General features: G+C 41.6%; 23 protein-coding genes and 1 pseudogene. 15 read left to right on the top strand and 9 right to left on the bottom strand.

The features are described 5' to 3' along the window. Positions 1–264 (top strand): annotated as a pseudogene (locus tag LF822_RS21505) (hotdog family protein); the annotation flags it as partial. Positions 265–377: 113 nt separating this feature from the next. After that, positions 378–1,238: a PhzF family phenazine biosynthesis protein gene (locus LF822_RS21510; RefSeq protein ID WP_253926148.1), complete on the top strand. Its 861-nt coding sequence runs from the start codon at positions 378–380 to the stop codon at positions 1,236–1,238. A 44-nt stretch (positions 1,239–1,282) separates the two neighbouring features. Here LF822_RS21510 and LF822_RS21515 read toward each other — a convergent pair whose 3' ends face one another. The 7 genes from LF822_RS21515 to LF822_RS21545 form a co-directional block, all read right to left on the bottom strand. Continuing rightward, positions 1,283–2,176, bottom strand: coding sequence for an ABC transporter ATP-binding protein (locus tag LF822_RS21515; protein WP_253926149.1), 894 nt, complete (start codon positions 2,174–2,176; stop codon positions 1,283–1,285). Then, entirely contained in the window at positions 2,177–2,866 is a 690-nt protein-coding gene (locus LF822_RS21520) for an ABC transporter permease (RefSeq protein ID WP_253926150.1), read from the bottom strand. A 31-nt stretch (positions 2,867–2,897) separates the two neighbouring features. Then, a complete protein-coding gene (locus LF822_RS21525) occupies positions 2,898–3,182 on the bottom strand; it encodes a hypothetical protein (RefSeq protein WP_253926151.1) in 285 nt (94 codons plus the stop codon). Continuing rightward, positions 3,182–3,478 (bottom strand): DUF2089 family protein, encoded by a 297-nt coding sequence (locus tag LF822_RS21530; protein ID WP_253926152.1) that lies wholly within the window; start codon positions 3,476–3,478, stop codon positions 3,182–3,184. The genes LF822_RS21525 and LF822_RS21530 overlap by 1 nt, the downstream gene beginning before the upstream one ends. A gap of 162 nt (positions 3,479–3,640) precedes the next feature. After that, positions 3,641–4,036 (bottom strand): hypothetical protein, encoded by a 396-nt coding sequence (locus LF822_RS21535; protein ID WP_253926153.1) that lies wholly within the window; start codon positions 4,034–4,036, stop codon positions 3,641–3,643. Continuing rightward, on the bottom strand, positions 4,020–4,253 hold the full coding sequence (locus LF822_RS21540) for a helix-turn-helix transcriptional regulator (RefSeq protein ID WP_253926154.1): 234 nt from the start codon (positions 4,251–4,253) through the stop codon (positions 4,020–4,022). Before LF822_RS21540 ends, LF822_RS21535 begins: the two co-directional genes overlap by 17 nt. Positions 4,254–4,983: 730 nt before the next feature. Then, on the bottom strand, positions 4,984–5,205 hold the full coding sequence (locus tag LF822_RS21545; RefSeq protein WP_253926155.1) for a helix-turn-helix transcriptional regulator: 222 nt from the start codon (positions 5,203–5,205) through the stop codon (positions 4,984–4,986). Between the two features lie 461 nt (positions 5,206–5,666). Between LF822_RS21545 and LF822_RS21550 the strand changes: the two genes are divergently transcribed. The 4 genes from LF822_RS21550 to LF822_RS21565 all read left to right on the top strand — a co-directional run bounded on the left by LF822_RS21550 (position 5,667) and on the right by LF822_RS21565 (position 7,750). Next, positions 5,667–5,861 carry a hypothetical protein gene (locus LF822_RS21550; protein WP_253926156.1) on the top strand — a complete coding sequence of 65 codons (195 nt, stop codon included), beginning with the start codon at positions 5,667–5,669 and terminating at the stop codon, positions 5,859–5,861. Positions 5,862–5,935: 74 nt separating this feature from the next. After that, positions 5,936–6,697 carry a class I SAM-dependent methyltransferase gene (locus tag LF822_RS21555; protein ID WP_253926157.1) on the top strand — a complete coding sequence of 254 codons (762 nt, stop codon included), beginning with the start codon at positions 5,936–5,938 and terminating at the stop codon, positions 6,695–6,697. 106 nt (positions 6,698–6,803) lie between these two features. Then, positions 6,804–7,226 carry a GNAT family N-acetyltransferase gene (locus LF822_RS21560; RefSeq protein ID WP_253926158.1) on the top strand — a complete coding sequence of 141 codons (423 nt, stop codon included), beginning with the start codon at positions 6,804–6,806 and terminating at the stop codon, positions 7,224–7,226. A gap of 152 nt (positions 7,227–7,378) precedes the next feature. Continuing rightward, positions 7,379–7,750 (top strand): hypothetical protein, encoded by a 372-nt coding sequence (locus LF822_RS21565; RefSeq protein ID WP_253926159.1) that lies wholly within the window; start codon positions 7,379–7,381, stop codon positions 7,748–7,750. Positions 7,751–8,045: 295 nt separating this feature from the next. On the opposite strand, the gene LF822_RS21570 is transcribed toward LF822_RS21565, so the two are convergent. Then, positions 8,046–9,770 carry an ABC transporter ATP-binding protein gene (locus LF822_RS21570; protein ID WP_253926160.1) on the bottom strand — a complete coding sequence of 575 codons (1,725 nt, stop codon included), beginning with the start codon at positions 9,768–9,770 and terminating at the stop codon, positions 8,046–8,048. Further along, positions 9,763–10,485, bottom strand: a complete 723-nt coding sequence (locus LF822_RS21575; protein ID WP_253926161.1) for a CBS domain-containing protein — start codon at positions 10,483–10,485, stop codon at positions 9,763–9,765. Before LF822_RS21575 ends, LF822_RS21570 begins: the two co-directional genes overlap by 8 nt. A gap of 187 nt (positions 10,486–10,672) precedes the next feature. On the opposite strand from LF822_RS21575, the gene LF822_RS21580 reads away from it, so the two are divergent. From LF822_RS21580 to LF822_RS21620, 9 genes are all read left to right on the top strand, one after another. Next, positions 10,673–11,002, top strand: a complete 330-nt coding sequence (locus LF822_RS21580; RefSeq protein WP_253926162.1) for a helix-turn-helix domain-containing protein — start codon at positions 10,673–10,675, stop codon at positions 11,000–11,002. 168 nt (positions 11,003–11,170) lie between these two features. Continuing rightward, on the top strand, positions 11,171–11,938 hold the full coding sequence (locus LF822_RS21585) for a tyrosine-protein phosphatase (RefSeq protein WP_253926163.1): 768 nt from the start codon (positions 11,171–11,173) through the stop codon (positions 11,936–11,938). Positions 11,939–12,230: 292 nt separating this feature from the next. Then, positions 12,231–12,566, top strand: a complete 336-nt coding sequence (locus LF822_RS21590; protein ID WP_253926164.1) for a helix-turn-helix domain-containing protein — start codon at positions 12,231–12,233, stop codon at positions 12,564–12,566. A 172-nt stretch (positions 12,567–12,738) separates the two neighbouring features. Further along, the gene (locus tag LF822_RS21595) at positions 12,739–13,503 is read left to right on the top strand and encodes a tyrosine-protein phosphatase (RefSeq protein WP_253926165.1); all 765 of its coding nucleotides are present in this window, start codon (positions 12,739–12,741) and stop codon (positions 13,501–13,503) included. Positions 13,504–13,790: 287 nt separating this feature from the next. Beyond that, the gene (locus tag LF822_RS21600; protein WP_253926166.1) at positions 13,791–14,561 is read left to right on the top strand and encodes a tyrosine-protein phosphatase; all 771 of its coding nucleotides are present in this window, start codon (positions 13,791–13,793) and stop codon (positions 14,559–14,561) included. Between the two features lie 35 nt (positions 14,562–14,596). After that, positions 14,597–16,453 carry a polysaccharide biosynthesis protein gene (locus LF822_RS21605; protein ID WP_253926167.1) on the top strand — a complete coding sequence of 619 codons (1,857 nt, stop codon included), beginning with the start codon at positions 14,597–14,599 and terminating at the stop codon, positions 16,451–16,453. Positions 16,454–16,476: 23 nt separating this feature from the next. Beyond that, positions 16,477–17,355, top strand: a complete 879-nt coding sequence (gene galU / locus LF822_RS21610) for a UTP--glucose-1-phosphate uridylyltransferase GalU (protein WP_253926168.1) — start codon at positions 16,477–16,479, stop codon at positions 17,353–17,355. A gap of 23 nt (positions 17,356–17,378) precedes the next feature. Then, complete coding sequence (locus LF822_RS21615; RefSeq protein ID WP_253926169.1) at positions 17,379–18,707, top strand: UDP-glucose dehydrogenase family protein; 1,329 nt, start codon at positions 17,379–17,381, stop codon at positions 18,705–18,707. 178 nt (positions 18,708–18,885) lie between these two features. Next, positions 18,886–19,998 (top strand): DegT/DnrJ/EryC1/StrS family aminotransferase, encoded by a 1,113-nt coding sequence (locus LF822_RS21620; protein ID WP_253926170.1) that lies wholly within the window; start codon positions 18,886–18,888, stop codon positions 19,996–19,998. The last annotated feature ends 2 nt before the right edge of the window (positions 19,999–20,000 follow it).

A 20,000-nucleotide genomic window follows, 5' to 3' on the forward strand; every position in this document is an offset into this window, starting at 1 on the left:
ATGGCATTAGAAAAAGGGGATACGATCACATTTGAACGAACGTTTACGGAAGAAGATGTAGAACTGTTTACTAAAGTTTCTGGCGACGCAGGCACGCACCATATGACCCCGGATGAGCAGGGGAGGCTCGTCGTCCAGGGACTGTTAACGGCGACCCTGCCGACTAAGGTAGGCGGCGATCATAATGTACTCGCACGTACGATGAACTTTGAGTTTCTACGTCCCGTTTTAACTAGCGACACGATCCTTTGTAAGGTGACTATTTTCGCTTCACATTCCGGCCATAATTCGGAACGGTAATATCGTCAAAATTCTGGACCAGCTTTTCTAATCTGTTTTAGCAAAGAGAAGTAACTTCATACAGGAGGGAATACATAATGAACTTATCAGTACCATTTCAACAAGTAGACGTATTTACAGCAGTACCATTCCAGGGGAACCCTGTAGCGGTTGTCCTCGATGGAAATAATCTATCATCAGAAAAAATGCAGAACATCGCCAATTGGACGAATTTATCAGAAACGACCTTTGTGTGTGAACCAACTGATCCTAAAGCCGATTATAAGCTGCGCATTTTCACCCCAAACAACGAACTGCCGTTTGCGGGTCACCCGACGTTAGGGTCCGCTTACGCTGTGCAAAAACACGGACTGAGCCCAAAGACAAAGGGACGTTTCGTGCAGGAAAGCGGCATTGGACTGGTCACCATTGTTCCAGATGGCGATCAAATGTTTATTACCCTGCCTGAATCAAAACAAACACCCATAGACTCACAGAAATTAAATGAACTTGCAGCTGCCCTGGGGGTAGAGCCGAGCAACATAAAAGCCGGTCTCACGATCGATCTCGGAGCCGTCTGGATGACGCTGCAGCTTACTGATGCTGAAGTGGTGCTGAGTCTGCGTCCAGACATGGAGAAGATCACGGCTTTAACCCCTGAAGGAGTAACAGGAGTGACCGTGTTTGGAAGCACAACGGAGGGTTCAGAGGCAGCGTTTGAAGTCCGCTCATTTGCCCCGAATGAAGGAGTACCAGAAGATCCGGTATGCGGAAGCGGAAATGGCTGCGTTGCGACAATGGTCAAACAGTTACAGCTTACAGAGGGAACGGACTACGTGGCGAGTCAGGGATCCTGTATCGGACGAAACGGCCGTGTGGAAGTACGGTTTGACGATGATGGAAGCATCCTGCTTGGAGGACATGCCGTAACGTGTGTGGAAGGGCAGTTGAATGTATGAATGAATAAAAGCAACAGCTGAATTGAAAACAGCTGTTGTATTTTTTATGCCCCCGTACTTAGGAAAATTTCTTCCAGGGAGGGCTCATCTACTTCGATTCTAAATACGTCAATGCCCGTGTCTATAAAATGCTTATTGATAACAGAAATCGTTTCTTCATCAGGAACGACTAGTTTTACATAATTTCTCCCCCATTCGATCTCGGTCTCATAAGCACTTAATTCTTTTTCTAATGTAGGAAACTTTTCATCTGGAATCTCCCCGTGTTTAAAACGGACAGTGAGGTTATTTTGAAATTCGTTTCTTAATTGGGTAATGGTTCCTTGTTTTTTAATGCAGCCTTTATCCATTATGGAAATCTCATCACACAGCTTCTCCACTTCATCTAAGTTGTGTGAGGTGAGAAATATGGTCGTTCCCTGGCTCGCTATATTCTTGATTAAACTATGTATATTTAAAACCGAATTGGCATCCACACCGGAAGTAGGTTCATCCAGGAAAAGGATTTCCGGATTGTTTAACAAGGCCTGGGCGATGCCAAGCTTCTTCTTCATCCCAAAAGATAGTTTCTTCGCTTTTACATTGATGGCATCCTCCAGCTCCACACGTTTCAGAATTTGAATCATTTCCTCTTTGGGCAATTTCAACCCCATAATTCTACTGAAAAATTTCAAATGGCCGAGCACCGTCATATCATCATAGAAAGTAGAGTAGTCTGGAAGCACTCCTATATTAACCTTCTCTGCAGGAGATAATGTAAAAGATCCTTCTGTTGGAATGGTTAACCCTGTAACCATGTTTATAAATGTTGATTTCCCGGCCCCGTTTTTACCTAGAAAACCGAAAATCGTTCCTTTTTCAACCTTTAGACTTACATGATCCACCACAGTATTATTGCCATATTTTTTGGTTAAGTTATTTGTTTCTAAAGCATACATTTATAAATCCCTCTTTCTCATGATCATTAAGCTTATTACTAGAAAAATCACAGGGAAGATCAACACGAAAAAGCTATAGAGTTCCTGTTCCTTGCTAAAGTATAAGTATGGAGTAAGATAACTGAAAACCTTTAGAAAAAAGTTATCGGAAAACACGCTCCACAAACCTAATATAGGAAATACCAGCGCTAATGCAATTCCTGTAAGTATCGACAGCGAAGGTTTATGTATAAGCGTTGAGAGTAAGATCGTTAAGCCGACAAAGTAAGAAATAAACACGATAGATTGAAAGAATTCTGAAATAGGAAAGGTCTTAGAGAACGGGATCGTCAAAAGTAAGGCAACGAATAAGCATAAACTCCAGAATAATAAAATCCCCAGAAATTTACCGGCTATTATGCGGTTACGAGAAATTTTCGTAGCGATAAAACGAATCGTTCTCGATTTCAGCTCCTCATTTATTACATTATGAGATAAGCTCGAAACAAATAAGGGACTCGCTATTATAATAATGAGCATTAAACCGGCTGCATAAGCGCTGCTCCCTAAATCGAATTGGGCAAGTTCTGCCTGAAACGTATTGATCAATTTGGCTGAACCCAATGTAACTCCAAAAATAATACTGATTATAATTATCGAACGAATGCTCTTAAACAAGCTAGTAAATTCCTTCAAGCTGATCGTTATCATAGTGGCTTTGCTCCTTTATAAAGTTTATATGTTAGTTCATATCATAGGTTTTCATTTTTTCCAGTTCTTTGTTTCTTCTATTAATGAGGGATTTTCTCCCTCTCTTCCATTCTAAAACGAGGAAAAACAGCCCTAATAACACGTACAGAATCACAGCAATTAAACTTTCTATGACGCCTGCTATGTACATCCATATAAAAGCCCCCGTATATACTACTGGTATAACCACGCCCCAATACACATTTTCCCTGGTCGATAAAAAATATTGTAGACCAAGGGAGCCCGCAATTATAAATACCATGTAAAAATCACTCATCAACTATCATTCCTTTCTTCTTTATATTTTTCTATGATTAGTTTTGCATCTTCCAAGCTTATGCGGTCATCAATGGATAAGTTTTTAATGAATTTTACAAACTCCTGGTTTTCTATCGCGTCATTGATTTTTATTTTTTCGATTAATCGATCCAACCTGATCCTGACGGTTGGATAAGAAACTTCATAAACCTTGGATATTTCTTTTAAAGAACCTGAATTCAGGACGAATTTCTTGATGAATTCTAAATCTTCATCCTCCAAAGACAAAATCCAGTTCGGAACATTATTATTCAAGCCATACCCTCCTTCACATTTCTTTAATTCAAATTTATATTAACATAAATTTGAATAATGTTAAACATTATTTTAAATAAATTAAAAGGTGGTGGTTTTTGCTTAAATAATCGGAAGAGAAAGAGCTTCCTAAATGGAAGCCCTCATAGCTCATTCAGCTGTCTACTCGAACTTTTCACGGTTATTTAAATAGTCTCGAATCAGCCACCTGACAGCAAAGCTGCCTAGAATGGTGTAGCCAATTAACTTCGGAAAGGTGAGAGGTAAATCAGTGTTCATAAGGAGAATGGCCCCTGCAAATAGGGTGATCAGCATCAGCCAATACGTGATATATCCAGCAAAGTGTGCGTTAGCCCTGGTGCGCTGGTCATGCTTTAAATTTGTTTTGTTCCACTTGTTATTCTTATGTATTTCTATTCCTGAAGATATGACGAGTAACGTTGCAAGAATAGCTGCGACTAATGTAGTTGTGGAATGGGAAATGAAAAAATAGCTTACAAACAAAATGATCGGGATTAACATTTTTAATAAAAAATTAGTTCTATAGGTCGTGTTCATCCTTCTTCTTCCTTTCTTCGATCCAAAATAATTTCTCTATTGGACACTCAAGAACAACTGACAGTTTAAGAGCAGTTCCTATTGCAGGTTCATACCTCTGCTTCTCAATAGCTATAATCGTTTGCCTCGTTACAGCAATTTCTTCAGCCAGCTGTCCCTGAGTTAAATTCTTGTCCTTGCGAAACTCCTTGACTGCATTTTTCACTCCTTGTTTCATTAAAAAACTACCTTTCAAAATGTAATGTGCACCTTACATAATTACATTATATTGGAAATTAAATGTAATGTAAACATTACATTAGGAATTTTTGTATTAAAATTAATTTGTGTAGTTGGAGAAGAAAAGAAATTGCTTCAGATGAAATGTTTTGAAATAATTGGTAAATAGGATATTAGATAATTTTCAGTGGGAGGGATCAAGTGGAGCCTATTAAGGATGTAATGGAAGATTACTTTGAGACTTGGAATAAAGGACTTGCCACAAAAAAATGGGGATGACATTAGGGGCTATATGTCCAGAGACTTTGTAGGATACTGGGCTCATTCAGGTATCATAGACCACGACCGTACTATTATGATTATGATCTTGATACAGTATTAAAACAAATGGATAACGCTCGAAAATCATTCGAACCTGTTTCAATAAGCAGAAGAAAAGCTGGAGAAGAATGTTTAGTGTTAGGTAAAGAAACAAACATGTTTGATGGAAAACCGTATACTGCGCAGTGTATGTTTGTGTGGAGAAATGAAGAAAGTGGATGGAGGCTGTTGAAAAAGTATATTGAACTGGAAAAATAAATGATTGTTGATGGTACATATGAGAGTTGAAATTCCTGGCTGTTTATTTACTCAACGTCCCAACCAGGAAATCAAAACGCAGTATATCCTAGAATGTTAAGCTGATTTCCGCCCAACCAAAGGTAAACTACCTGGCGTGAAAGACTCGCCTATTCATCATCCGATTCAGCGGTGTCACTGAACAGGTTATCAACAGTGGTACTCAGGCTTCTTGCTAAAGCGAATGCTAAGGATAGGGAGGGGTCATATTTATTGTTTTCAATAGCGTTTATGGTCTGCCTTGATACCCCACATAATTTGGCAATTTCATTTTGTGAAAGTTTCTTGCTCTTTCTTAAATAACGAATTTGGTTTTTCAATTTAATCACCATATTTTCTTTTATTAAGTAGAAGACTAATCAGAAAGACTACAGATATAACAAACAGAAGAATAAACGGACTGTTTTTTGTTATGCTGCCGTCATTAATTGTTACATTATAGACGGTAAATAGGATATCTATAATCAAAATTCCAACTGTAATTAGGAAAGTATCTGCCATCGTTTTCATTTGAATAAAATTTCTTCGTTCGTCTCCTCTTTTAGATAAAGAATACAGCAAGCTACCAATAACCAAAACCATTAGAACATTCAGGATTAAAAATGATATTACGATCCATTCCATTCGCTTCACCTCAAAAGTAAAATGTTTTTTACATATTTATCTTATTTCTTTCAGGCTATTATGTCAAACTTATTTTACATTTTTTAATTGAAAAAAGGCATAGGCAAACCTGTTACTGGTATTATTTGGATGATGGCTGGTATAATTAAATAACTAACAAAATGGAGGGATGTCGGTGGGGACCTTCGCAGCTTTATTAATTGTTGTTACAGCAGTAGTCGTCGATTTCTTCTGGCTGGATGTAGACCGAAAACGGTGGGGCTGGATGAAGAACTGGACCAGGTTTCAGAAAGTATTATTTTTCTCTGCCTTTTTAGTAGTTTCAATCTTAATCTACGCAGGGCTTAGTCTCGAGTATATCTAAACCAATTACTTGAAAGCTGACGTTAGTCACCGCGCTGGACAGGGAAGATTCATTATCTAAGAAAGAGGGTTGTTATGAAAATTACAGATTACGAGAAAGTCGCTCATGTATATGATAAGAATCCATTCCGATTTGAAGAAGTCGAAACTGATTCAGACTTAATTAATCTTATAAATAATACCCCTGGATCAACTTACAATATTCTAGATCTAGCGTGCGGTACAGGGATTTACCTCAAGCATCAAACCGAAACCTTCAAGGCATATAACATTCACTGGCATGGGTTCGATGCTTCTCAGGGCATGCTTGCTAAAGCAAAAGACAAGGTTAAGAATGTAACATTTGTGCATGGCCGTGCAGAGAGCATGCCTTATGAAGACGAGGCCTTTGATTACATAACGAATCATTATGCCTTTCACCACTTCGTGGAAAAGGATAAAGCTCTCGATGAAATCCACCGGGTGTTAAAGACTGACGGAGTTTTTAAACTACGTAATATCAATATCTATGGAATGAAGAATTGGTGGGTCTATCATTACTTTCCTTCTGCCTTGATGGAGGATTATAAGAGGTTCTGGAGTCATGATATGCTATTTAGAGAGCTGTCGAGCAGAGGGTTTGACGTTCGGATAGAGTGCAGCTATAAGATGGAGAATATAAAAGCTGCTGACTATGTACATCATGTGGCGAACAGAGATATATCTGTCCTTACCCTGATTGATGACGAGGAATATGAGCACGGCTTTGATAAGATGAAACAGGATATAAGACACGACCCTGGAATAAAGGTGATCAATGACTTTTCAGAGCTCGTTTGTACGGCTCGAAAAGATTGAGGCAATAAAGTGATAGCTGTTGAAGGTTTTTTGGAAACCTTCAACTTTTCTTTGTGCCGTCAGTTAGGTATAATACACTTCCAATCATAGGAAGGGAATGGAAAATATGAAGATCGTTCAACAGTGGAAGCAAGACGATAGTGATTTTATCAGGAAAAAAGTAATAGAGCATAATATGACAAAATTACCCGATGAACTTAAAACTCCTAATGAGGATATCAGCTTTGTCATCAGAAATGACCTGGAAGAGATTATTGGAGGGATTACGGCTAATATGTTCTGGCATCATATGCATATTGAATTCCTGTGGGTAGATGAAAGTGTTCGAGGTAAAGGGTATGGCCGCACACTTTTACAAAAAGTGGAGAGCTTTGCAATAGATAAAGGCTGCCGCTTTATCTACCTGGATACGTTCAGCTTTCAAGCTCCACAATTCTATAAAAACAATGGATATGAAGTGTTCGGGGAAATAAAGGATCATCGAAAAGGGTTTAATCAGTATTTCTTACATAAGAAATTCGATATTTAATTAATAGCAAATGAGATCAAGTATATTTGTACAGGTAAAAAAGAAACAACCACATCCTGATCTGTTATTTTGAGTTGAAGGGTATAGAAGATGAATAATGTTTCTTTCCAAAGCGGAGGCTGATTCCTATAAAGAAGAAAGTGATCTTATTTGTGAGCCTGGCCATACTAGTCATCGTGTTATTGTTAATAATGTTTCAATCACCTGAAAGTACAGGTAACCCCACAGCAAAAGAGATATTAACAGATAACCCTGACGCTGATATTCTTCAATTTGATGCCAATGTTTCTAACGAAGAGTGGATTAAAGTCAATGTGTATTCCAAAAACGAAGCAATTGGCGAAGTGAAAAAACAAACGACGAACACGTGGTGGTATCGAAACTTGTACGCGTCAAAACTTCCAGAAGGAACGAAAATCTATTCAGTCAATGACAGCGAATACTCAAAAGGGGAGGCTCCTGCATTCATTATGGTTAAGAAAGGTAATGATGAGTTTATCTATCAATCCTTAGTTGAAGGGTAGTCTAATGAATGGAGAACAGAAAAAATTACCTCTTTAAAGCGGAGCATGACGGATAGCCTGTTTGGTCAGTGACTTGCAGGACCTCTCTTATCTTCTCGTGAGAAGAGAGGTACTATTTTTAGGTAGTGCCATGCTGCTATTATCGCAAAGGGTTTTAGGAAACGGCGACACTCCTGTGGGAGAGACGAATAAGGTGTGACCCCGGAAGGCTTCAGCCTGAGGAGGCACACCATTCGCCCACGAAAAAGGAGTCGCTTCCTAAAACCCTTATTCTATATAACAACAGGACACCAATCTAAAGCATCTGCTGATCCACCAGCTCCCGATACCGCCCATTCCCTTCATACAACTCCGCATGCCGCCCGCGTCCGGTTATCATCCCGTCCTCAAGCATGAGCAGCTGATCGGCATCGACCACCGTCGACAGCCGGTGCGCAATTACCAGCGTCGTCCGGCCTTCCATCAGCGTTCGCAGCGCTTCTTGTACAGCCGCCTCAGACTCCGAATCCAAATTCGATGTCGCCTCATCTAGCAAAAGCACCACAGGATCGCGAAGCAGCGCCCGGGCAATCGCAATCCGCTGCCGCTGTCCGCCGGATAACTTCACGCCGCGCTCACCGACGCGCGTATCCAACCCGTCCTCAAGCGCACTCACAAACTCAAACGCATTCGCCTGCTGCAGTGCCGCTTCGACCTGCAAGTCAGATGCCTCATCCTTTAGCCCGTAGCACACATTATCGCGGATCGTTCCCGACATGACCGGGCTGTCCTGCGAGACGTAGCCGATCGACCGCCGCCATTCCTCTAATCCAATTGAAGCCAGCGGCACATCACCAACCATTATCGCTCCGTCTGACGGCGCATAAAACCTCTCAATCAAAGAAAACACCGTCGTTTTCCCCGCGCCGCTCGGACCGACGAGCGCAACCGTTTCCCCGGGCATGACGGCAAAGCTGACTCCTTTTAAAATTACACGCTCCGACCCCGCATAGCCAAACGACACATCGCGGAACAACAGTTTATCGACTTCAAACCGCCGCCCGCCAGCTTCTTTTTCCACACCAATCTCATGCAAAAATTGAATCCGCTCCGTTGCTCCCATCGCTTTCTGGAACGCCGTAAAGAACGTCGCCATCTGGCTGAACGGCACGATAATTTGAAACACATAAATGATCACAGCCACGAGCGACCCCGCACTCAAAGCACCAGACGCCACGCGCACGCCGCCGTAGCCGATCAACACCACAAGCACGACCATAATAATCATCGTGACAAAAGGGGAGATGATTGCCTGAATCCGCGCTTCCTTCAATCCATATGTAAACAGTTGTCCGATCCCGTACGCACCCTTGCGACTTTCCGCTGCCTCCGCATTCGACGCCTTCACGAGCCGGATTTCACTGAGCACCCGGCCGAGGTTCGCACTGAAATCCGCCATCTCATCCTGCAGCCGCCGCGACACCCGATACATGATCCGCCCGAGGGGCATTAAAACGAACAAAGCGACAGGAACCGACAGGAGCATAATCACCGTCATCCGCCAATCAATCGTTAACAGAATCACGACGGCCCCAATGATCGTAATCACACCTGTTACAAACGACACTAAGTGGTTCGAGATTAAGTTCTTCACGGTCGTCGTATCCTGGGTAATCCGGCTCATCGTCTCGCCTGATTCATGCTCGTCAAAATAGCCGACAGGCAGGCGCAGAATATGATTCCACAGCCCCCGGCGGATATGCGCCACGATATGCTCGCCTATATACGCGAGAATATAGTAAGAAAAGCCGCCTGAAACCGTCTGGACAAGAAATGTGACCACAAGAAATGTAATCAATCCCGCACTCAATCCGCCGCCCGCCAGTTGATCGACTAAATCCCGCGCAAACAGCGGAACTATCAGGCTCGCCGCCGTCTCCAGCAGACTGAGTACGAGTGCTGCAGCCACCAGCCATTTTGCCGGCAGCCCGGCCCGTACATATCGAAAAAAGTCCATCACCGAACGCTTCTGATCACTCATCCTCAGGCTCCTCAGCATCGACCTTAATTAAATCCCACGTCGTCACAATCCCAAGCGGCGAGCGGTCCCACTCGCCATCCTTCGTCACGATCACGGCCTTCAGCTTCTGCCCAGCCAAATGACTGTCCTCAAACACATCCTCCACGTCAAACACCGTCGCGCGCTCCGGGATAAACTCGACGTTATGCCCGCCTTCATGCTCCAGCACATCCCTGACACGCACGCCCTCAACAGCGACCGTGCCATTCTCCGCATGCCCGCTAATCCAGCGCACAACCGCCGCATCCGTCACGAGCCCGAGAAATCGTCCCCCCGGCCCGGCATAAATCGGAAACTGCGACACGCCGTGATTCCGAAACGCCTGCATCACCTCAAGCAGCTCCGAGTCCGCATAGAAGAACATTACCGGCCGCGTCGCGATATCAAGGGCTTTTGGAGGTTGATCAAGCGTTTGTTTAATATACTCAAGCTCCTCCACCACCTCAAGGTGCGGCGACGCAATATAATACCCGTCCCGCACGCGCTCATGCACGATCGCATTGCGAAGCTTCGCATACTGCCGCAGCGCATCGAAGTGCTCCTTAATCACACTCCGCTCCTTCGACCGCTGCAGCAGCTCCACGAAATTATCGTTCTTTGGATAACGATTCATTTCCTTCAATAGCTGATGAATCTGATTAAACGCCAGCTCAAACCGCTCCACTAATTCACTCATCCGAACACCGCCTTTATCGTCTTCCTTCTTATTATAGCTTAAAATCCTCACTCTCACTCAACTTAGACCTTAGTTAACCATTACAAAAAATAGGTAACAACTACTATCAATTTTTATGTGCTTAATATAGAACACGACGACAAAATATGCTACACTTAACACATATACGACGAAAGAAGGTGATAGGATGATCGGTGATCGCATCCAACACGTCCGAAAGAACCGCCATTTATCATTATCAGAGCTAGCCGAACGAGCAGGGGTCGCCAAGTCCTATTTGAGCTCAATAGAACGAAATCTTCAATCCAACCCCTCCATTCAGTTTCTGGAAAAGATATCAAGAGAACTCGACGTTTCCATGAACTACCTTCTCCACGGTGACTCTGCCGACAAAGATGTCCACCTCGACAACGACTGGCTCGAGCTCGTCCAGGAAGCTCAGAACTCCGGACTCTCCAAAGAACAGTTCAGAGAATATCTGGAGTTTAACAAATGGAGAAGCAACCGCAACAACTAAAGCAGACCTAAAGAATCACTTCCGACCATCAGGAAGTGATTTTTTTGTGCTTTCATTCGACAAATAAACAGAAAAAAATCATCCAAGTTATGACAAAATGTTCAGCCCTCCAGATGCTAGTATATATCTACTAAATAAATATAGAGATAAAGGGGAAGTCAGGCATCAATGATCGATATTCATACGCATATACTACCAGACGTGGACGATGGCATTCAGTCAATAGAAGACAGCATCACATTAGCTGAGAAGGCTGCCGCAGAAGGCATTCACACACTAGCAGCCACACCAGCCTACCGGGAAGGACTCAACCTTTACAGTAAAAAAGAAATCATCACCCAGGTTCAAGATGTAAACAAGCACCTGCAGCGGAGGAGCATCAACATCACCGTCCTGCCCGGTCAGGTGATCAGCATTCACGGCGATTTACTCGATGACCTGAAGCACAACCAACTCATGACCATTAATGAGGATACACCCTACCTGCTGTTAGAGCTGCCGAAAGACCACGTGCCGCAATATATAAGCACGCTGCTGTTTCAGCTGCAAATGGAAGGCTATATTCCAATCATCGCACAGCCCGAACATAACGAGCAGGTTCAACACAACCCAAACGTCCTATATTCACTCATAAAAAATGGAGCCAAAGCGCAGCTCGCCTCCGGAAGCCTGTGCGGTAAATACGGGAAGAAAATTAAGAAGCTCTCCCACCAGCTCATCGAAGCCAATCTCGTGCACTTGATCGCGTCCGATATGAAGCTCGAGAAGAAGCGCAAGTTCTACATGAAGGAAGCCTTTCAGCTGATCAAGAAATCATACGGCCCGGACATGGAAGAGCAACTCGCTTACAACGCCCGGCTCGTGATTGAAGGAGAGCCGATAGTGGGCGATCTGCCGGAGCATATAAAGAAACGTAAGTTCATTTCCATTCTTTGAATAAAACAGGCTCAACGAAAAGGCTGATTCGACAAAGAAATCAGCCTTTTTTCTCATGAAAAAAATAATAGAAATCATCCATTTTATGTTTAATGACTCTATCGGGTAACGAAAGACTGCTTTATAATGCACGTTCAGCTTTTATCGTTCACTATATAAAATGTGTTTTCTATATATTGGATTTTAGTGCGTCTTGTGGTATTGTTATACTCAAATAGTCTTACATAATTACCATTCGATATTCTGTCTAATCATCAGGAGAACGCACATTGACAAAAGAAGAGGTGAAGAAATGATCGGGGACCGGATTCATAAAATACGAAGACATCGAGGACTTTCAATGGCTGAATTAGGCGAGCGGGCAGGATTCGCCAAGTCATATGTAAGCTCCATTGAAAGACAGAAGCAGACCAATCCCTCGATTCACTTCATTGAGCAGGTTGCCAAAGTGCTGGATGTCTCAGTGAATTATTTAATCAGCGGAGAAACCTCAGCCGATGACCAACCGTTAGACGAAGGATGGGTTCAGCTCGTCCGGGAAGCTATGGAATCCGGATTGTCTAAGCAACAGTTCAGAGAATATTTAGAATTCAATATATGGAAAGATCAGAATAAGAAGAAGGAATAGGGCTAATTCAGCAGGAGCCTCAGGTCAAATTAAGAGGTTCGACCCGTTTCAATAAACTCGCGTTTAGAAGACAATGTGAAGTGGTAGGGTCAATTAACCCCTAGAATGTACAAAAAGAGAAATTCTAGGAAACGGAATAGGTATAGACTTAGTAAAGGGAAGGGATAATCTTATGATTGATATTCACAGCCACATACTACCCGGAGTCGATGACGGCGCACAATCCATGGAAGAAAGCGTAGGCATGGCGCAAGCTGCAGTTGAGGAAGGAATCGATACCATAGTAGCGACACCTCACCATCAGAACGGGGAATACAATAATTATAAACACGACATTCTCATTCAAGTCAGTGAATTAAACCGTGTTCTTGAGGAGCGGGAGGTTCCATTAACCGTGCTACCAGGACAGGAGTCAAGAATAAGCGGAGATATGGTCGAAGGCATTAAGAAGGAAGAAATCCTGACCATTAACGAAGGACACTATGTATTCGTGGAATTTCCTCACGATCAAGTGCCGAATTATGCCTCCAACCTGTTATTTAACCTCCAGGTCGAAGGCTACCAGCCAGTCATCGTGCATCCCGAACGAAACGAACAATTACAGGATAATCCAAACCTGCTTTACTCATTTGTGAAAAAAGGAGCATTCTCACAGGTAACAGCTGCAAGTATCGTCGGCAAGTTCGGCCGCCCAGCGAAGAAGCTCTCCCACCAGCTGATCGAAGCGAACTTAGCTCACCTGATAGCCTCCGATGCCCATAAGTCAAAAGGGCGCACGTTCTATATGAGAGGAGCCTTCAGTGAAATCAAGAAGCAGCACGGCCAGGAGATGGTCCATTTCTTCTCCGAAAACGCACAATACTTAATCGATAGCGAACCACTGGCAAGTGAACCGCCCGAACATGTGAAAAAGAAAAAAGTGTTAGGCATTTTTTAAACCCATTTATTTAAAAAATAACTAAGCCTTTTCTGCCGGCTTAGTTATTTTTTTGTGAATATTCAGTCAATGAAAGCGGATTCTTACAAAATAATTCAAAAGACCCAAAAGTTTTTTAAGAGAAATATACCTTGTAATATCGGCATATTTCGTTAAATCTTTACAAAAATAGTGTAAATATCATAAATGCGACCTTCAAATCACAGGAAAAACCTGCTATACTTGTACCAATCTAAACCATTAAAGTGAACGAAATGTGAATGTGAGATAGAGAGGAGCTAGAATACTTGATTGATATACACAGCCACATACTCCCCGGAGTCGATGATGGTGCGCAAACGCTTGAACACAGTGTGGAAATGGCGAAAGCAGCGGTTGAGGACGGCATACATACGATCATCGCCACCCCCCACCATCAGAATGGAAAGTACAACAACGACAAACATAGCATCCTACATCAAGTGGGAACCTTAAATGAAAATCTTAAAAACTATGATATCCCTTTAACCGTACTGCCAGGTCAGGAAACGAGAATCCACGGAGATATGATTGACAGCCTGCAGGCAGACGAAATTCTATCATTAACTAACCAGGGCAAGTACATATTCGTAGAATTTCCTTCCGACGCCGTACCGAGATACTCCAAGCAATTACTATTTGATATTCAACTCGAAGGCTACCAGCCGATCATCGTTCACCCGGAACGCAACCGACAAATCATCCAGCATCCAAGTCTACTCTACAACATGGTCAGCCGGGGAGCCTACACCCAAATTACAGCCGCCAGTCTCACTGGCCGATTCGGTAAAAATATTAAGAAATTCACCCACCAATTAATTGAAGCTAACTTAACCCACCTGATTGCATCTGATGCCCACAACACCACAAGCCGCGGGTTTTGTATGACAGATGCATACGACGTACTAAGGGAAAACTATGGATCATCCATGGTTTATTTGTTTGCAGAAAATGCAGCGTACTTAGTTGAAGGGGAAGGGCTTGCAGCGGATACACCGTTAGAAATTAAAAAGAAGAAAAAACTTTTAGGTCTATTCTAAATTCTATTAAATAAATGAAAGGGGAGTGATGAATTTTGACTACAGCCTTTAGGAAAAGACTGATTCTATTAATTTTAATCGATTCAGCCATTGTATCCTTTTCTATTTATTTCTCTCACTTTTTCTTAGGTCCGTCTGATACTGCATTTGACTTAATGATGTTTGTCTCAGCATTGACATTATTAGCAACCCACCATTTATTCTCAAGCGTATTTGGAATGTATAGAAGAAAATGGCGCTATGCCAGCATGGAGGAGCTCACTGGGATCCTCGTAGTTGTCTCTTTATCTATTGTATCGGCAGCGATTGTTCAATTATTAGCATTTGAATTAATCTATCAAAGAGCACTAATCATCACATGGATGCTACATATTTTACTAATCGGAGGCGTACGATTTGCCTGGCGCTATTATAAAACATATGGACTGACACTCAATCCAAAAGGTAAAAAAGCCAAGCTTATTCGCAATAACCCGAATGCCAAGCAAACATTAATTATAGGTGCCGGATCAGCAGGGCAGATGCTCGCTCGTCAAATGAAGAATTCTAACGAAGTAAATTCGAATCTAGTCGGGTTTATCGACGATGACTTTACGATGCATCACTTAACGATAGCAGGACTGCCCGTGTTAGGGAGCACAAGAGATCTCAATGAAGTGGTGAAAAAACACCACATTAATCACGTCGTTATCGCAATGCCATCTACAGAACAATCAAGAATGAAAGAAATCATCCAAAGCGCTCAGGGCATCGTTAAGAATGTGCAAACGCTCCCGATGATCGAAGACATTGCCTTAGGAAACGTATCCGTAAACAGCATTCGAGATGTGTCCATTGAAGATTTATTGGGACGTGAGCCTGTTGAAATGGACATTCAGTCCATTTCAAGCGAAATCAATGGTCAAACGGTGCTTGTCACAGGAGCTGGCGGATCGATTGGTTCCGAAATCTGCCGACAGCTGATTAAGTTTGGTCCGAGACAATTGATCTTATTAGGCCACGGCGAAAATAGCATTTATACCATTCATATGGAGTTAAAGCAACTCGATACGGAAACGGAGCTTGTGACGGTGATTGCCGATATCCAGGATCGGGACCGCATCTTTGAAATTATTCATGATTACAAGCCGTCTTATATTTACCATGCCGCTGCTCATAAGCATGTGCCACTCATGGAAGCGAATCCGAAAGAAGCAGTTAAAAACAATGTATTCGGTACAAAGAATGTGGCTGAAGCTGCTGATTCAGCAGGAGTACCCAACTTTGTATTAATTTCGTCTGACAAAGCTGTAAACCCAACTAACGTGATGGGTGCGACAAAACGAGTGGCTGAAATGGTGATTCAATCACTAAGTCAGGTAAGCAAGACAAGATTTGTAGCAGTGCGCTTCGGCAATGTGCTAGGCAGCCGCGGAAGCGTCATACCTTTATTTAAGAAACAAATTGCCAACGGGGGGCCTGTCACAGTGACTCACCCAGAAATGACACGATATTTTATGACCATTCCTGAAGCATCGAGGCTAGTAATTCAAGCTGGAGCATTAGCGCGTGGAGGCGAAATATTTGTCCTTGATATGGGCGAGCCTGTAAAGATTGTAGACTTAGCTAAGAATCTGATTTCATTATCAGGCTTTACAGAAAGAGATATCCCTATTGAATTTAACGGAATTCGACCTGGGGAGAAAATGTACGAAGAATTATTAGGAGAAAATGAAGTTCACCCAGAACAAATTTATCCTAAGATCTATATCGGCAAAAACAATGACGTTCCGGTAGAGGAGCTATTTAACTTTATTAACGTGGAGTTTGAAAATATTGCTGCTAAAGAAATCAAAGATACAGTATTTCATTTAATTGAAGATAAAAATAAAGAAGTTTCTGTTTCCAATTAAGAGAGCAAAGGGGAGGAATTAAAATGAAAAAAGTAAAAAAAGCGATCATCCCTGCAGCTGGTTTAGGCACCAGGTTTTTACCCGCTACGAAAGCCATGCCGAAAGAAATGCTACCTATCGTAGACAAACCAACGATTCAGTATATCATTGAAGAGGCCATTCACTCAGGAATTGAAGACATTATTATTGTAACGGGTAAAGGCAAACGTGCGATTGAAGATCACTTTGATAATAACTTCGAATTACAGGATAACTTAATGAAGAAAGAAAAGTTCGATCTGCTGGAAAAAGTTAATGAAACATCAAATGTTGATATTCATTACATACGTCAGAAAGAACCAAAAGGATTAGGTCATGCTGTATGGAGTGCACGCAAATTTATCGGAAATGAGCCATTCGCGGTACTGTTGGGGGATGATATCGTGGAATCAGATACTCCTTGTTTAAAACAGTTGATCGACCAATATGAAGAAACGAATTCTTCTATTATTGGTGTGCAGCAAGTAGAAGATCATCAAACCCACCGTTATGGCATCATTGACCCATCTGATAAGAACGAGCGACTTTATCAGGTAAATCGTTTTGTTGAAAAGCCTAAACAAGGAACGGCTCCTTCAAACTTAGCCATTATGGGCCGCTATGTATTAAACCCTGAGATCTTCGACTTCTTAGACCAACATAAAACGGGTGCTGGCGGAGAAATCCAACTTACTGATGCCATTCAGGAATTAAACGAATTACAAAGCGTATTTGCTTATGACTTTGCCGGAAGCCGCTATGACGTGGGAGAGAAATTCGGATTTATTAAAACGACGATTGAGTTCGCTTTAAAAAATGAAGAAATTGGGGCAGACGTTGAAGAATTACTAGAGTCGCTGGTCGGTAATAAAGTAAGCCAATAATAACACCGGATGGAGGAATGATGATGAGAACGATAGCCGTAGTGGGTACTGGTTATGTTGGGTTAGTTACAGGGGTTAGCTTATCAGAGATCGGACATACCGTAACGTGTATTGATATTGATGAAGAAAAAGTATTAAAAATGCAGCAGGGATTGTCCCCTATTTACGAGCCTGGACTATCTGATATGATGACCAAGAATATTAATGAAAACCGATTGTTTTTTACGACACAGCATGCAGAAGGGTTTCAAAATGCTGAAGTGATTTACATAGCTGTAGGCACTCCTGAAAAAGAAGATGGTTCGGCCAATTTAGAATTTGTGGAACAAGTAGCAAAAGATATTGCGACAAACGTTACTCGAGATATTATCGTAGTAACGAAGAGTACGGTGCCTGTAGGAACCAACAATCGAATTCAGTCGATTATTGATCATCATCTGGTTGCCAATGTTAAGGTAGAAGTTGTTTCTAATCCTGAATTTTTAAAAGAAGGTTCAGCCATCTATGATTCCTTTAATGGTGATCGAATCGTCGTAGGAACTGCAAGCGAAGAAGCTGCTAATGTAATTGAAGAAATTAATCAACCGTTTGGCGTACCAGTTTTCAGAACAGATGTGAAAAGTGCCGAAATGATTAAATATGCTTCTAATGCCTTTCTTGCAACAAAAATCAGTTTTATTAATGAAATATCTAATATTTGTGAACGTGTGGATGCGAACGTGGAAGACGTAGCTAACGGCATGGGTATGGATAAGCGAATTGGTGATAAGTTCCTGAATGCTGGTATCGGATATGGAGGTTCTTGCTTCCCTAAGGATACGAAGGCTTTAATACAAATTGCTGGAAACGTAGAATATGATTTCGAATTGCTTAAAGGTGTAGTTAAAGTAAATCAAAAGCAGCAAGGTCTTCTACTAGAAAAGCTTAATGAACGTATTCCTGACTTGAAAGGCAAGCGTGTTGCTGTGTTAGGGCTAGCGTTTAAGCCGAATACGGATGATATGCGAGAAGCTGCTTCATTGGTTGTGACTGAAGAATTAATAAATCTTGGTGCTGAAGTAGTAGCTTATGATCCTATTGCAATGGATAATGCAAAGAGAATCCTTAATGATAAGGTTCAGTATGCTAATGGAGTTGAAGAAGCTGTAACAAGTAGTGATGCTGCATTAGTACTTACGGAGTGGGATGAAGTTAAGAATGCTAAGTTAGATGTATTTGATCGCATGACATACCCACTTGTAATTGATGGACGTAATTGCTTCTCTATTGAAGAGATGAAGGAAAACCGTATTGAGTATCATTCGGTAGGCAGACCTTCAGTTGCAGTTAGTAATACAGTGTTATCAAGATAATCTAAATAAGGTGATGTCTCCTTAATTTTAAGGAGACATTGTTAAATCTTTCATTTAGTAGGTTAGTAGTTGTTTGGATAAGATGAAATCAAATCCAATTAAGTCCTAGCCAACTAATTGATAATTAGTAATAGAGTACATACTTATTTCTTTAGAAGAGGAAGGAAGTTCTAAGTTTATGAGAGATAAAATTTTTCTCTCGTCACCGCATATGAGTGATGAGGGTTATGAAATGGAATATGTTAAAGAAGCGTTTGATACAAACTGGATTGCTCCTTTAGGAAAAAATGTAAATGAATTTGAAAAAGAACTTGCAGACAAAGTAGACAGTGAGCATGCAGCTGCATTAACCTCTGGAACTGCTGCTATCCACCTCGCGTTAAAAGCGATTGGAGTGGGTGAAGGTGATATAGTTTTTTGCCCCACCTTAACATTTTCTGCAACAGTAAACCCAATCATATATCAAAATGCAACTCCAGTTTTCATAGATAGTGATGAACAAACTTGGAATATGTGTCCTAAAGCTCTTGAACAAGCTTTCTTGAAATATCCTGAAGTGAAAGCAGTAATAGTTGTTCATTTATATGGACTTTCCGCAAACATGGATGAAATTATGAAAATATGTCGTCGTTATAATGTGAAAGTTATTGAAGATGCAGCGGAATCACTAGGCAGTTATTATAAAGGTAAACAAACAGGCACATTTGGAGACTATGGAGTCTTTTCATTTAATGGAAATAAGATCATTACCACTTCAGGTGGAGGTATGCTGGTTTCATCAGACGAAGAAAGAATTGCGAAAGCTCGCTTTTGGGCAACGCAATCAAGAGACCAAGCCCGACACTATGAGCATAGTGAATTAGGATATAATTATAGAATGAGCAATGTTTGTGCTGGTATTGGAAGAGGACAACTAAAGGTTTTAGAAGAAAGAGTTGCTAAAAAAAGGTATATCTTCAATTTTTATAAAGAGGAATTAGAAACTTTAGAAGGTGTTTCTTTTATGCCTGATAATGATTGGGACAAGCCTAATTATTGGCTGAGCAGCTTGACGCTAAATGGTAAAGTTAGACCGATTGACGTTATGGAAGCTCTTGAAAAAGAAAATATTGAGGCTAGGCCAATTTGGAAGCCTATGCACTTACAGCCTTTCTTTGATGAATATGATTTCGTGGGAACAAATGTAGCTGATGAATTATTTGAAAATGGTGTTTGCTTACCGAGTGATACGAAGATGACGGATGAAGATATAGAAAGAGTTATAGAAACCATTAAAGGATTGTGGGATTAGTT

The sequence above is a fragment of the Halobacillus sp. A5 genome, assembly GCF_024189315.1.
GTDB lineage: Bacteria > Bacillota > Bacilli > Bacillales > Halobacillaceae > Halobacillus_A.

Excerpts from the sequence above, each read along its gene's own strand:
- LF822_RS21525 (WP_253926151.1), bottom strand. The coding sequence starts at position 3,182 with ATGAGTGATTTTTACATGGTATTTATAATTGCGGGCTCCCTTGGTCTA.
- LF822_RS21575 (WP_253926161.1), bottom strand. The coding sequence starts at position 10,485 with ATGAGTGAATTAGTGGAGCGGTTTGAGCTGGCGTTTAATCAGATTCAT.
- LF822_RS21510 (WP_253926148.1), top strand. The coding sequence starts at position 378 with ATGAACTTATCAGTACCATTTCAACAAGTAGACGTATTTACAGCAGTA.
- LF822_RS21555 (WP_253926157.1), top strand. The coding sequence starts at position 5,936 with ATGAAAATTACAGATTACGAGAAAGTCGCTCATGTATATGATAAGAAT.
- LF822_RS21585 (WP_253926163.1), top strand. The coding sequence starts at position 11,171 with ATGATCGATATTCATACGCATATACTACCAGACGTGGACGATGGCATT.
- LF822_RS21545 (WP_253926155.1), bottom strand. The coding sequence starts at position 5,205 with ATGGTGATTAAATTGAAAAACCAAATTCGTTATTTAAGAAAGAGCAAG.
- LF822_RS21515 (WP_253926149.1), bottom strand. The coding sequence starts at position 2,176 with ATGTATGCTTTAGAAACAAATAACTTAACCAAAAAATATGGCAATAAT.
- galU (WP_253926168.1), top strand. The coding sequence starts at position 16,477 with ATGAAAAAAGTAAAAAAAGCGATCATCCCTGCAGCTGGTTTAGGCACC.
- LF822_RS21620 (WP_253926170.1), top strand. The coding sequence starts at position 18,886 with ATGAGAGATAAAATTTTTCTCTCGTCACCGCATATGAGTGATGAGGGT.
- LF822_RS21550 (WP_253926156.1), top strand. The coding sequence starts at position 5,667 with ATGTCGGTGGGGACCTTCGCAGCTTTATTAATTGTTGTTACAGCAGTA.
- LF822_RS21580 (WP_253926162.1), top strand. The coding sequence starts at position 10,673 with ATGATCGGTGATCGCATCCAACACGTCCGAAAGAACCGCCATTTATCA.
- LF822_RS21595 (WP_253926165.1), top strand. The coding sequence starts at position 12,739 with ATGATTGATATTCACAGCCACATACTACCCGGAGTCGATGACGGCGCA.
- LF822_RS21570 (WP_253926160.1), bottom strand. The coding sequence starts at position 9,770 with ATGAGTGATCAGAAGCGTTCGGTGATGGACTTTTTTCGATATGTACGG.
- LF822_RS21520 (WP_253926150.1), bottom strand. The coding sequence starts at position 2,866 with ATGATAACGATCAGCTTGAAGGAATTTACTAGCTTGTTTAAGAGCATT.
- LF822_RS21560 (WP_253926158.1), top strand. The coding sequence starts at position 6,804 with ATGAAGATCGTTCAACAGTGGAAGCAAGACGATAGTGATTTTATCAGG.
- LF822_RS21615 (WP_253926169.1), top strand. The coding sequence starts at position 17,379 with ATGAGAACGATAGCCGTAGTGGGTACTGGTTATGTTGGGTTAGTTACA.
- LF822_RS21540 (WP_253926154.1), bottom strand. The coding sequence starts at position 4,253 with ATGAAACAAGGAGTGAAAAATGCAGTCAAGGAGTTTCGCAAGGACAAG.
- LF822_RS21535 (WP_253926153.1), bottom strand. The coding sequence starts at position 4,036 with ATGAACACGACCTATAGAACTAATTTTTTATTAAAAATGTTAATCCCG.
- LF822_RS21590 (WP_253926164.1), top strand. The coding sequence starts at position 12,231 with ATGATCGGGGACCGGATTCATAAAATACGAAGACATCGAGGACTTTCA.